Origin of the sequence: Bartonella sp. AP36NXGY, assembly GCF_042195865.1 — a bacterium.
Lineage (GTDB): Bacteria > Pseudomonadota > Alphaproteobacteria > Rhizobiales > Rhizobiaceae > Bartonella.
In genome coordinates this window covers 24329-37701 of record NZ_JBHIPD010000010.1, presented here as the reverse complement: position 1 = coordinate 37701, position 13373 = coordinate 24329, and the positions used below count along the sequence as shown (strand labels likewise).

Below are 13373 nucleotides of genomic sequence, written 5' to 3'. Positions count from 1 at the left end.
ATTTGAGGAAATATACTCAGTGCACATCATGGGCATATTGTTGTGATAAGTTGGTCCTTGATGCGATGAAGGGATTCATTGCGTCCTAATAAAATAAGAATATCCAAAACACCTGGTGATGTTGCACATCCTGTAAGAGCTGCGCGAAGTGGTTGGGCGATAGATCCAAATTTGAGATTCTGTGTTTGGACAAAAGAGCGAAGTGTTTCATCTAGAGTTTTTGTATCCCAAGAGGGGCACGCTTTCAGAGCAAGATAAAGATCGTTTAAAATGGTTCGTCCATTTTTATCTAAGAGCATTTGAGCTTTTTCATCAAGTTGTAAAGGTCGTTGCGTAAAAATGAAGGAGGCATTGTCAATCAGTTCGCACAGTGTTTTTGAACGTTCTTTCAAATGCGGGATTGCTTTTAAAAATTGAACACGGCGTTTTTCATCAAGTCTTTCAATAATTTGTGCTCCCCTATCGGTTTCTGGTAGAATATTAAGAGCGGCATCAAAAAGTTCTTGATCATTACTCATACGCATATAGTGTCCGTTGATGGAATCGAGCTTTTTGAGATCAAAACGAGCAGCACCTTTGTTAATATCCTCAATATCAAACCAAGAAATCATATCTTTAAGTGACATCAGTTCGTCATCACCATGACTCCAACCTAAACGGACAAGGTAATTGCGCAAAGCAGCAGGAAGATATCCCATTGTTCGGTAGGCATCAACACCGAGCGCACCATGTCGCTTTGATAATTTTGCACCGTTTTCACCATGGATAAGAGGAATATGGGCCATAACAGGAATGTCCCATCCCATTGCTTTAAAGATAATCGTTTGTCGGGCTGCGTTGGTAAGATGATCGTCACCACGTATAATATGTGTGATGCCCATATCATGATCATCAACGACAACAGCATGCATATAGGTAGGCGAACCATCAGAACGCAAAATAATGAAGTCATCGAGATCTTTATTAGGAAAACGGACATCACCTTGAACACGATCATGTACAATCGTTTCTCCATCTTGAGGGGCTTTGATGCGAATAACAGGCTTAACACCTTTAGGAGCTTCAGAACTATCACGGTCACGCCAACGTCCATCATAACGTGGTGGGCGCCCTTCTGAACGGGCTTTTTCACGCATTTCAGCTAACTCCTCAGGTGAAGCATAACAATAATATGCTTTGCCATTCTTGACCAACTGTTCAGCGATTTGGCGGTGACGTTCTGCTCGTTCGAATTGCGAAATAGGGGCGCCATCATAACTAAGACCCATCCAGTGCAAGCCATCTATAATGGCTTTTACAGCTGCTTCGGTTGAACGCTCTCGGTCTGTATCTTCAATTCGTAAAAGCATTTTTCCACCGGTATGTTTTGCATAAAGCCAATTAAAAAGAGCAGTACGAGCACCACCAATGTGAAGGAAGCCAGTGGGTGAAGGGGCAAAACGAGTAATAACAGACACGAATATTTTCCTTTAAACTAAGATATTACTTATGGAATTTTATAGAAAAGTCATGTTAGCATAAGTGATGGGGCGTGCAATAGCCGTATTGCGAGTTAAAGTGGGGGACTGATGTTTTATAAAAGTAAAGAGGGTTTATCCGAAAAATCTGTTACAGAAAGAAAAAAGCCATGTCAGATAGGGCAGAGTGTTTTTTCTAGGTATGATGATGCAAAGAACAGTAGCTATAATCAACAAAAACTTTTTTTATTGACACTCTTAAAAGAAGTAATCATTTTTTTTCGCAAATGGTTAGAAGATTGTATTAATAAAGAAGTTTCTTTTGGTATCCTTTTTTCGCTGATTTTAGTCTTTTTTGCCCTAGGAATCATTTTCTATTTTCATTTAGAGTGGGAACCAACTTGGGGACAATTGGGGGCGTTGGTCAGTATTTTTCTCGCAATATTCTATGGTGCACGTTTTTATCGAAAAATATGGATTCCCGTGGGGTTTCTGTTTTGTATTATATTGGGTGCTTTAGCGGCAAAAATAGAAACGTGGCGTATTGCAACACCCATGCTAAGCAGTGACATTGTCACTACATTGACGGGAAGAATTGTTTCTATTGAGTCAGGTGCCAAAGGAGGATTTCGTTTAGTTTTGGATATTTTGAATACAGAAAATCCCGTATTACGCCATAGTCTTCATCGTGTTCGTTTATCGGCAAGATATTTGCCATCTGGCTTAGCGATTGGTGATGGATTGCATGGAAAAGTTAAGATTCGTGCATTCTCTGGGCCGGTGCGTCCAGGAGGCTACGATTTTAGTTTTCATAATTATTTTAAAAGAATTGGAGCACAAGGCGTTTATTTAGGAAAACCAAGAAAAATATCCGTTTCGCAGCCTGATGGAATATTCGCTATCATTCTACAGAAAATTGAAAATTTACGCACGAAGATGACACAAAGAATCCGTATAGCCCTTGAAGGAGAAAAGGGGAGTGTTGCAGCTGCCCTCATAACAGGGCAGCGTGCTGGTATTTCAAATGAGACAAATGAAGCATTACGTACAGCTGGATTAGCTCATATTTTATCAATATCAGGTTTACATATGGCGTTGTTAAGCGGCATAGTTCTTTTGAGTATCCGTAGTTTTTTAGCATTTTTTCCAGTTTTTTCTTCCTATTATTCCAGTAAAAAATTTGCTGCTATCGTTGCTTTTATGATAACAGCTTTTTATTTGTTATTGTCGGGCTTAGCAATATCAGCGCAAAGAAGTTTTGTGATGATTGCTGTTATGTTGGTTGCTATATTGTGTAATCGCTCTGCTATAACAATGCGTAATTTTTCCATTGCAGGGTTGATAACTCTGGCGATGACACCCCATGAAATATTAGGTCCTAGCTTTCAAATGTCCTTTTCTGCGACTGCTGCTTTGATCGCTTTTTTTGATTGGTGGAGTGGAAGATCATTTTTTCGTAAAAGAAAAACAACTCCCTCTTATGTTGGAGGGGGAGTGATAAATTTTGTTTTCTTATCGATTCTTTCAACATGTGCTTCTTCCTTTGTTGCAGGGAGTGCAAGTGGAATTTATGCTGCTTATCATTTTTCTAATATGGCATCTTTGAGCATTATCAGTAATGCCTTTGCTTTGCCTGTCATCTCAATTTTTGTCATTCCCTTTGGATTAATCGCAGTTCTTGCAATGTTAGGAGGATTCGAATGGCTTCCTCTTCAAATTATGGGTTTTGGAGTTGATCTTGTAATAAAGATTGCACATGCTATCAAGGCTATTTCTCCTGATTTGAATCCTGGTTTTATGCCGTTATCAGCGTTAGTTTTATTGAGCATAGGCTTGGTTGGACTGACTTTTTGCAAAACACCCATCCGGCTCTTTTTTAGTTTGTTTATTTTGGCAGGTGTTTCTATTTGTGTATTGCATTCACCTGTACAACTGATTATAGCAGATAATATGCGCCTCGTGGGCGTTATTCATGATAAAAAATTATATATTGATCGTTACCATATTTCTAAGTTCACGACATCCATATGGAAAAAGTCATTTCGTGTGAATGAAACGATTAAACCAACAAAATATGGTCCTTCGTTACACGGACAATTTATTTGTGATTATCATGTATGTACATCTTTATTGGATAATGGATTAAAAGTGATCGTTTTACAGAGAGAAACAGATCAATGTGTAGAGGCAGATATTCTCATTCAGACATTTGTGATGCATAATCCAACTTGTTACAAGAAGGCAAAAATAGTATTTATACCTCAACAATTGTTATCACGAGGAAGCGTTATGATGACCAAAGGTGGAGATATTATTTGGTCTTCGCTAGGGTTTCATAGACCATGGAATATGCACAGACAGCATTCATAAAAACATATAATCAGTCATATTTTGCTTCACATTTGGATAATGACAAAACAAAAAATAACAGAAGACTTTTCTCATAATATTTTACGGTATTTAAATTCGTAAGTTTATCAACGTCATTGAAACGAGATAATAATCTACAGTTTTCTAGAAATAGATGATTTTTTATATCTGATCATTTTAATTTTTTCAAAAAAATTGATATGTGCATCTTTGTGCATCCTATTGATAGCACAAAATAAATCAAAAATTCTTATTGAATGAGAAAAATGCTAACAAATATTCTCAAAGAAATAAAAAAGATAATTGTTGATTATTCTATTTTATTCTTATCATATATTTCTATAACGAGTAACATCTCTTCAAGCAAGAGATGATGGTCAATTTAAATAGATTGCGTCAAGAGGTTATCTTTTATTATCATTATTATCGGTGGTAATAGGGGTGATAAATGCTGCTTATACGGATAGAAGGCAAAGTCATTCATGAATGTTCAGCAGTTAAAAAAAATGGCAGCTATTAAAGCGCTTGAGTTTGTTGAAGATGGTATGCGGCTTGGTATCGGATCTGGTTCGACAGTCAATGAATTTATTCATCTTCTAGGTGAGCGTGTTGCGGATGGTTTGCGGGTGACTGGTGTTGCTACTTCAAAATATTCTGAACAACTCTGTCATAAGTTTGGAGTGCCTGTTAGCACTTTAGAACAAATACCTGAGCTGGATCTTGATATTGACGGAGCAGATGAAATTGGTCCTGAGATGATGCTCATTAAAGGGGGAGGGGGAGCATTGTTGTATGAAAAAATTGTAGCGTCGGCATCTCGTGCAATGCTTGTCATTGCGGATGAAACAAAGGTGGTAAAAAGACTTGGTGCTTTTGCACTACCAATTGAAGTTAATCCATTTGGTATCCACACAACATGCAGAGCCATTGAAAAAGTCGCTGATGATTTAGGGCTTTCTGGAAAAATTGCATTGCGAATGAATGGAAAAAATCCTTTTGAAACAGATGGTGGCCATTTTATTCTTGATGCATTTTGGGGCTGCATTTTGCAACCAAAACCATTATCGGATGCACTTCTTGCTATTCCTGGTGTTGTTGAGCATGGCCTTTTTTTGGGGTTGGCTTCACGTGCAATTGTCGCTATGGCTGATGGTCAAATAAAAGTTTTAGAACCGTTTGATTTTTAGAAAAGGCATTTACATGATGATATGTTAGCACAGTAAAAAAGGGTCTTAAAGATTTTAGGTAGAATAACGAATTAAAATTATAATTAGCGATCGGGGTAATCATTAAATGAAAATAATATTTTCTTTTCAGCGTTTTGTCGTATATTTTAGTGCAATTGCTATTTTTGTTGTGAATGTTGGCATGGCTTATGCACAAGGTGTGAGTGATCAACATTTAGATTCAGCGCGAAAGGCAATCAGAGCTATTCATGCAACGGATCAATTTGATAGCTTTTTACCAAATGCGGTCCATGATTTCAAAAATGAACTGATTAGCGATGATCCGAATTTGGCAACAGCTATTTCTGATATTGTTGATAAGCAGGCGCTTGCTTTAATTAAAAGGCGCTCTGATCTAGAAAAAGAGATTGCTCACGTATATGCAAAATATTTTACTCAAAAAGAGCTTGATGCGATAACAACATTTTATAATTCTGATACCGGTAAAAAGTTTTTGACAGAAGTCCCCAATATTGCACGTGATTCTTATTCAGCATTTGATATATGGCGTACTGCTCTTATGCGGGATCTTGTAGAAAATGTGAAAAAAGAGATGTCTGAAACACTTAATTTGAATAATTCTACTATGCCTACAAATATGCCTATAAAATCAGAATCTTCAGAAAATAAAAAATAGCTTGATCGATATCATGACAACAATGGGCAATTTCTGATTTTTTTTATAGCGGCGGTTTTCCCGCCGTTTTAAATATTTTAATGAGAATAAGTCTTTTTAGAATACTGCTTTATAAAAAAGGCTTCTTCAAAAGAAAAAAAGACTTTCATTTGATAATAAAAGATCTTAGCCTACTCTTGCAGATGTATAAGAAGGAATAATTCGTGGGCTCTTTTGACTTTGATTTATTTGTTATTGGAAGTGGTTCTGGTGGAGTGCGTGCAGCACGGCTTGCTGGAGGTCTTGGCAAGCGGGTCGCTATAGCAGAGGAATATCGTATAGGGGGCACTTGTGTTATTCGTGGTTGCGTTCCCAAAAAACTTTATGTTTATGCATCACAATATGTAAAAGAATTTAAGAAAAGTGTTGGTTTTGGGTGGGAATATGCGGATCCAATTTTTAGCTGGGAAAAGTTGGTTGCAGCTAAAAATAAAGAAATATCAAGGTTAGAAGGGTTGTATCGTAAGGGATTAGAAAATAACAATGTGCATATTTATGAAAGTCGTGCTACTTTTATAGATGATCACACATTAGAGCTTTCTGCCACGGGTGAGCGGGTAAGTGCAGAAAAAATTTTGATTGCAACAGGGGCAAAACTTGCACCAAATACGTCCATAGAAGGCGGTGAATTTTGCCTTACTTCTAATGAGATTTTTGACCTTAATCAACTCCCAAAATCAATAGTGATTGTTGGTGGAGGGTATATTGGTGTTGAATTTGCTAATATTTTTCATGAATTAGGTGTAAAAACAACACTCCTTCATCGTGGTGATTTAATCCTTCGTAATTTTGATCATGATTTGCGGCAATTGCTCAGCGATGCAATGATTGAAAAAGGGATTTCTATTCTTTATGGCATAACAATTTCTAAAGTGCAGGCTGCAGAAAATTGTTATGAAGTTGTTTTATCAAATGGGAAAATAATCAGAGCCGATCAGATTATGTTGGCTACGGGGCGTGTACCAAATACAACGGGTTTAAGACTTGAGCGGGCAGGTGTTAAGGTGAATGAATTTGGTGCAGTTGTTGTTGATGAGAAAATGACAACAAATATCCCCCATATTTGGGCTGTTGGTGATGTAACAGGTCATATTCAATTAACACCCGTTGCGATTCATGATGCAATGTGTTTTGTTAAGACAGCATTTGAAAATATTCCAACAACACCTGATTATGATTTAATTACAACAGCAGTTTTTTCACAGCCAGAGATTGGAACGGTTGGTCTTTCAGAAGAGGAGGCGGTAAAGCGTTATAAGCGTCTTGAAATTTATCGTACAGTTTTTCGTCCTATGCGTAATGTTCTTTCTGGTAGTTCAGAGAAAATGCTTATGAAACTCATTGTTGACGGTGAAAGCCGTATTGTTGTGGGCGCTCATATTTTAGGGGAAAATGCTGGTGAGATGGCTCAGCTTATAGGGATATCTCTCAAGGGTAAGCTGACGAAGGATATCTTTGATGAGACGATGGCAGTGCATCCAACGATGGCAGAAGAATTGGTAACGATGTATAAACCAAGTTATATATATGAAAATGGGAAGAAAATAGAAAGTTAAACAGCATATATTGCGGTAAAAAGCTTTTGATATGCTAATCTGTAAGATTAATCTTTAGAGAGAGTGTAATGATAAAAGAATGGGCGCCTGACACTTGGAGAACAAGGCCAATTAAACAAGTTCCGATTTATCCGGATAAGTCTATGTTAGAAGATGTTGAGCGAAAACTGAGAAGCTATCCTCCTTTAGTTTTTGCCGGTGAAGCACGTGATTTAAAAAATGAATTAGCAGCCGTTGCGAAAGGCCAAGCTTTTTTATTGCAAGGTGGTGATTGTGCCGAAAGCTTTGCAGAACATGAAGCTGATAATATTCGTGATTTTTTTCGTGTATTTTTGCAAATGGCGATTGTTTTGACCTTTGGTAGTTCTAAACCGGTTGTTAAAATTGGTCGTATTGCTGGTCAATTTGCAAAGCCTCGCTCTTTTGATATTGAAAGAAAAGAGGGAGTTGAATTTCCTGCTTATCGTGGGGATATTATTAATGGCATTGAATTTGAAGCCGGTTCTCGTATTCCAGATCCGCAACGGATGTCTATGGCTTATCGCCAATCTGCGGCAACACTTAATCTATTGCGTGCTTTTTCACAAGGTGGCTATGCTAATTTAGAAAATGTTCACACATGGATGTTGAGTTTTGTTTCTAACAGTCCGCAGGGAGAACGTTATGAATTATTGGCAGAGCGTATTTCTGAAGCAATTGATTTTATGCGTTCTATAGGGATTACATCCAAAACACATTCTTCATTGCGTGAAACATCTTTTTATACCAGTCATGAAGCACTGTTGCTTGGTTATGAAGAGGCTTTGACTCGGATTGATTCAACTTCAGGAGATTGGTATGCAACATCTGGTCATATGTTATGGATTGGTGACCGTACGCGTCAGATTGACCATGCTCACGTTGAATATTGTCGCGGCATTAAGAATCCTATAGGATTAAAATGTGGTCCTTCCATTGAGCCTGATGAGCTTTTAAAATTAATTGATATTTTAAATCCTGAAAACGAGTTGGGGCGGCTTACTCTCATTACGCGCTTTGGTTATGATAAAGTTGAAAGTTATCTGCCTAAACTCATCCGTGCTGTTGAACGCGAGAAGCGTGCGGTTATATGGTCATGTGATCCAATGCATGGCAATACAATTACTGCCAATGGTTATAAGACGCGTCCTTTTGATTATGTTTTAAAAGAAGTAGAGAATTTTTTTGCAGTGCATCGTGGAGAGGGAACTTATCCAGGAGGCATTCATATTGAGATGACAGGTCGTGATGTTACTGAATGTACAGGAGGGGCGCACGCCATTTCTGTGGACGATTTATCTGATCGTTATCATACGCAATGTGATCCACGGTTAAATGCAGATCAAGCGTTAGAATTGGCTTTTCTTGTTGCTGAACTCCTTAAAAAAAATCGCGTGACTGAATCGTTAGCAATTGCTGCTGGGGGGGTAGGCAAAAATTTGCCTAATATTTTTAGGTCATTATGGCAGAAAAGAATTTTAAAAAATGATGTTTCCGATGATGAAGAATAAAGTTGTGGTTGCTAAACTGATGAAATGATACAAAGGCTTATGAAAAATGATTTTCGGGTATCAATTGCCCAATTAAATCCTATTGTCGGTGATATTGAGGGGAATTTTTCTTTAGCTGTCATGGCGCATCAAAAGGCCAAAGAAGAGGGGGCTGATCTTGTTTTATTCACGGAACTTTTTATAAGTGCTTATCCGCCGGAAGATCTTGTTCTAAAACCTGCTTTTACAAAAACATGTGAAGAGACTGTTGAGAAATTAGCAAAGATAACCGTAGGCGGACCAGGAATTGTCATTGGTCTTCCATTAAGGCGCAATGGTAATATTTACAACGCTGTCATGGTTCTTGATGAAGGGAGAGTCATTGCCGAATGTTTGAAGTTTGATTTACCTAATTATGCTGAATTTGATGAAAAGCGTTTATTTTCTTCAGGTCCACGTCCTCAGCCTATTGTCTATCATGGAATTAAATTAGGAATAGTCATTTGTGAGGATCTTTGGAATGATTCCTCTCTTAGTACAGAGCTTAAAGATAAAGGAGCGGAAATTATTCTTGTCCTTAACGGATCTCCTTATTATCGTAATAAAACATTAAAACGTATAGACGTTGTTCATACACAGGCTCTACAATCTGGAGTGTCAATTATCTACGCTAATCAAGTAGGTGGTCAAGATGAGCTCGTTTTTGATGGTGGGTCTTTTGCCTTGAATGGACAAGGCAAAAAGATATTTCAAATGAAACACTTTGATAGCCATATTGCTTTAAGCCATTGGCAAAAAACAACGACGGGATGGCACTGTATTTCAGGTCCTAATGAAAGACTTCTCAATGGATTAGCGGCTGATTATCAAGCTTGTGTTTTGGGGTTGAAAGATTACGTTAATAAAAACGGCTTTAAGGATGTTATTCTTGGTCTTTCAGGAGGAATTGATTCAGCCCTGTGTACGGCAATGGCGGTGGATGCTCTTGGTGCTGAGAGGGTTCGCACCATTATGATGCCCTATCATTATACTTCGCAAGAATCATTAAAAGATGCCAAAGAATGTGCTGATCTTTTGGGATGTCGTTATGAAATCATACCGATTGCACAACCTGTTGAGGCTTTTTTAAAGACAATGGCACCTGTTTTTTCAGGGTTACCCTCTGACGTCACAGAGGAAAATCTTCAAAGTCGTATACGCGGTACACTTTTAATGGCGCTTTCAAATAAATTCGGCTCAATGGTGGTAACGACAGGCAATAAGTCAGAAATGGCTGTGGGATATGCAACACTGTATGGGGATATGAATGGCGGGTTTAATCCTCTTAAAGATATTTATAAAATGCAGGTTTATGCATTAGCGGAGTGGCGCAATAAAAATCACTTGCACAATTTGAGAGGACCAGAAGGAATGATCATTCCATCCAATATTATAGAAAAAGCACCCTCTGCAGAGCTGCGGGAAAATCAAAAAGATGAAGATTCTCTTCCGCCTTATCCTATTTTAGATGATATATTACAATATCTTGTAGAAAATGACATGAGTATTTGTGATATTGTTAAACGTGGACATTCACGAGAAACTGTTGCGAAAGTTGAACAGCTTCTTTATGGTGCCGAATATAAAAGGCGTCAATCTGCGCCTGGTGTAAAAATCAGTTACAAAAATTTCGGACGCGATCGTCGCTATCCTATAGTCAATCATTTTCGCGATAAAAATTGAGTATTATTTTATGGTTAAAGTTCGTTTTGCTCCCTCTCCAACAGGTTATATTCATATTGGCAATATCCGTATTGCGCTTTTCAACTGGCTTTATGCGCAAGCGTATAAGGGAGAATTTATTTTACGCTATGATGATACAGATATTGAACGTTCTAAACAAGAATATATCGATGCTATTGCTGTTGACCTTGAATGGCTTGGTATTCAACCAGATGCAATTTATTACCAATCCAAGCGATTTAATCGATATGATGAAGTGGCAGAAATTCTCAAACAACGTGGCCTTCTTTATCCTTGTTATGAGACAACAGAGGAATTAGAGCGGCGTCGTAAAATCCAGCTTTCACGCAAATTGCCTCCTGTTTATGACCGTGCAGCATTGAAGTTGACAACAGAAGAGAGAAAAAACTTTGAATCACAAGGTCGTAAACCCCATTGGCGTTTTCTTCTTCCTAATTTTGAAAGTGATCCTTTACACACAAAGCGAACAGAAGTTTGCTGGAATGATGCAATAAAGGGAAAGCAGACGATTGATTTAGCTTCTCTTTCAGATCCTGTTCTTATTCGTGAAGATGGAACCTATCTTTATACATTGCCGTCTATTGTTGATGATGTAGATATGGCTATTACGCATATTATTCGTGGGGATGATCATATTACAAATACAGGCGCTCAAATTGCTCTTTTTAAAGCTCTTAATGCAGAATTACCGGTTTTTGCTCATACCAATTTATTGGCGACAGTTTTAGGAAAAGGATTTTCAAAACGTAATAATGATCTTTCTATTCGTTCTCTACGGGAAGAAGGATTTGAATCTATAGCTGTTCAATGCCTTGCCGTTTTGATTGGGACATCGCAAAATGTGCATCCCTATCCCAATCAAGCTGCGCTTTTAGAGCATTTTAATCTCCAAGATACGTCAAGATCCGTTGCAAAATTTGATATTGCTGATCTTCTTGCTTTGAATAGTCATCTTGTCCATGAGTTAACCTATGAGGAAGTAAAAATGCGCCTTAAAAAACTTTCTATTGAGGGAGATAAGGCGGAATATTTCTGGAACGCGATAAGAAGCAATATTAATAAAGTCAATGATGCTGTTTTTTGGTGGAAAATCATTCATGATGAACAGAATTTTGATACAGTAGCACTAGAGGATCGTGCTTTTGTGCACCAATCACTCGATTTCTTACCTGAAGGTGCTTTGAATGAGGAAAGTTGGAAAATTTGGACAACAGCATTAAAAGAAAAAACAGGTCGAAAAGGAAAAGCTTTATTTATGCCATTACGTCAGGCACTTACGGGCATGGATCATGGACCTGAAATGGGAAAAATTTTGCAGCTTTTAGGGCGTGAAAAGGTAACGGAAAGGCTCTCTAGGAAATAAGAGCGGATTTTTTAAAAGTATTTCGTTCATTTCACTCTAAAAGAGAGTAGAGAACGGGTTTATTTACACGTTTTTATAAGCATGAAAGCAGGAATATCATCACCAAATCCAATAGGTGTGTAATTCTTATTTTTTCGTGAGCGTTGTTGCTCAGATGGCTTCTCCTTATTATTTGCATTTTTGATATATTCTGTTTTATTCTCTTCTACAGATTTTTTAGTGTGAACAACAGGCTCTTTTGGAGCAGTTTTCTTTGATGGTTTTGAAGATTTTTTCTTTACAACAATATCTTCTGTTTGATCATCGGCTATTAAAGTTGAGAGATCTCCATTGAGCCATTCAATTTTTTCATTACTCATTTCCTCGATGGCATTGATATATTTTTGATCAGCTTTTGTAACGATTGTAAAGGCTTTTCCGCTACGATTTGCACGCCCTGTACGACCAATTCGATGGATATAGTCTTCAGCATGTGTAGGAACATCATAGTTAAATACATGACTTACAGCTGGAATATCGAGTCCACGGGCAGCAACATCAGAAGCAACAAGAAGTGTAAGTTTATTATTTTTAAAATCAGCTAGGGTGTTCATGCGCGAATATTGGTCCATATCTCCATGAAGTGCCCCTACATTAAAGTTATGTTTGATAAGCGATCTAAAAAGTTCAGAGATATCTCTCTTTCGATTACAGAAAATGATTGCATTTTGAAGCTCTGCACCTTCATTTTGGATAAGCTCTCGTAAAACCGCTCTTTTATCCCATGATTTATTTCCAGATTTGACAAGCCGTTGTGTAATTGTGGTAGCTGTTGAGGAAGCTTTTGTAACTTCAACAGATACAGGAGAATGTAAAAATTGTTTCGTTAGCTTTGTAATTTCTGGCGCCATTGTTGCAGAAAAGAACAAAGTTTGACGCGTAAAAGGGGTTAGTTTACAGATGCGTTCAATATCAGGAATAAAGCCCATATCCAACATGCGATCAGCTTCATCAATCACAAGGATTTCAACGCCCATCAGGAGCAGTTTACCGCGCTCGCAATGATCAAGAAGGCGCCCTGGTGTTGCTATAAGAACATCAGCTCCCCGTTCAAGTTTGCGATCTTGGAGTTCAAAAGAAACGCCACCAATCAAAAGAGCAACATTTAAACGATGATTTATGCCGTATTTATCGAAATTTTCTTCAACTTGAGCTGCAATTTCTCTTGTTGGTTCTAAGATGAGTGTACGGGGCATTCGTGCTCTTGCACGACCTTTTTCAAGGAGAGTGAGCATAGGCAATACGAAAGAGGCGGTTTTACCTGTTCCCGTTTGGGCGATTCCTAAAACGTCTTTTCTTTGAAGGACATGCGGAATTGTTTCACTTTGAATAGGTGTCGGAGCTGTATACCCCGCTGATTTCACCGCATTAATAACCTTTGCGGAAAGACCTAAATCATCAAAACTGTTTAAAGATGGTATCATTTTTTTATCAA

Annotated in this window: 8 protein-coding genes and 1 pseudogene; 7 read left to right on the top strand and 2 right to left on the bottom strand. The window is 37.9% G+C overall.

Annotated features, from left to right (window positions below; all coding sequences use genetic code 11):
* Positions 1 to 26 precede the first annotated feature (26 nt).
* The gene (gene gltX / locus ACFINX_RS05720) at positions 27 to 1457 is read right to left on the bottom strand and encodes a glutamate--tRNA ligase (protein ID WP_375613476.1); all 1431 of its coding nucleotides are present in this window, start codon (positions 1455 to 1457) and stop codon (positions 27 to 29) included.
* A 111-nt stretch (positions 1458 to 1568) separates the two neighbouring features.
* Between gltX (ACFINX_RS05720) and ACFINX_RS05715 the strand changes: the two genes are divergently transcribed.
* The 7 genes and pseudogenes from ACFINX_RS05715 (at position 1569) to gltX (ACFINX_RS05685) (ending at position 11899) form a co-directional block, all read left to right on the top strand.
* Positions 1569 to 3827 (top strand): ComEC/Rec2 family competence protein, encoded by a 2259-nt coding sequence (locus ACFINX_RS05715; protein WP_375668464.1) that lies wholly within the window; start codon positions 1569 to 1571, stop codon positions 3825 to 3827.
* Positions 3828 to 4309: 482 nt separating this feature from the next.
* A complete protein-coding gene (rpiA, locus tag ACFINX_RS05710; protein ID WP_375613478.1) occupies positions 4310 to 5014 on the top strand; it encodes a ribose-5-phosphate isomerase RpiA in 705 nt (234 codons plus the stop codon).
* 106 nt (positions 5015 to 5120) lie between these two features.
* Positions 5121 to 5690, top strand: a complete 570-nt coding sequence (locus ACFINX_RS05705) for a DUF2059 domain-containing protein (RefSeq protein ID WP_375612140.1) — start codon at positions 5121 to 5123, stop codon at positions 5688 to 5690.
* Positions 5691 to 5893: 203 nt separating this feature from the next.
* A complete protein-coding gene (gor, locus tag ACFINX_RS05700; protein ID WP_375620794.1) occupies positions 5894 to 7285 on the top strand; it encodes a glutathione-disulfide reductase in 1392 nt (463 codons plus the stop codon).
* Positions 7286 to 7353: 68 nt separating this feature from the next.
* A pseudogene (locus tag ACFINX_RS05695) lies at positions 7354 to 8730 on the top strand (class II 3-deoxy-7-phosphoheptulonate synthase); the annotation flags it as partial.
* A gap of 123 nt (positions 8731 to 8853) precedes the next feature.
* Positions 8854 to 10515 (top strand): NAD+ synthase, encoded by a 1662-nt coding sequence (locus tag ACFINX_RS05690; RefSeq protein WP_375668470.1) that lies wholly within the window; start codon positions 8854 to 8856, stop codon positions 10513 to 10515.
* A gap of 10 nt (positions 10516 to 10525) precedes the next feature.
* Complete coding sequence (gene gltX, locus ACFINX_RS05685; protein ID WP_273790689.1) at positions 10526 to 11899, top strand: glutamate--tRNA ligase; 1374 nt, start codon at positions 10526 to 10528, stop codon at positions 11897 to 11899.
* A 59-nt stretch (positions 11900 to 11958) separates the two neighbouring features.
* On the opposite strand, the gene ACFINX_RS05680 is transcribed toward gltX (ACFINX_RS05685), so the two are convergent.
* Positions 11959 to 13362, bottom strand: a complete 1404-nt coding sequence (locus tag ACFINX_RS05680) for a DEAD/DEAH box helicase (protein WP_273790690.1) — start codon at positions 13360 to 13362, stop codon at positions 11959 to 11961.
* Positions 13363 to 13373: the final 11 nt, after the last annotated feature.

What these genes read in the sequence shown, in the direction of transcription:
- ACFINX_RS05690 (WP_375668470.1), top strand. Translation starts at nt 8,854, where the DNA reads ATGAAAAATGATTTTCGGGTATCAATTGCCCAATTAAATCCTATTGTC.
- rpiA (WP_375613478.1), top strand. Translation starts at nt 4,310, where the DNA reads ATGAATGTTCAGCAGTTAAAAAAAATGGCAGCTATTAAAGCGCTTGAG.
- ACFINX_RS05680 (WP_273790690.1), bottom strand. Translation starts at nt 13,362, where the DNA reads ATGATACCATCTTTAAACAGTTTTGATGATTTAGGTCTTTCCGCAAAG.
- ACFINX_RS05705 (WP_375612140.1), top strand. Translation starts at nt 5,121, where the DNA reads ATGAAAATAATATTTTCTTTTCAGCGTTTTGTCGTATATTTTAGTGCA.
- gltX (WP_273790689.1), top strand. Translation starts at nt 10,526, where the DNA reads ATGGTTAAAGTTCGTTTTGCTCCCTCTCCAACAGGTTATATTCATATT.
- ACFINX_RS05715 (WP_375668464.1), top strand. Translation starts at nt 1,569, where the DNA reads ATGTTTTATAAAAGTAAAGAGGGTTTATCCGAAAAATCTGTTACAGAA.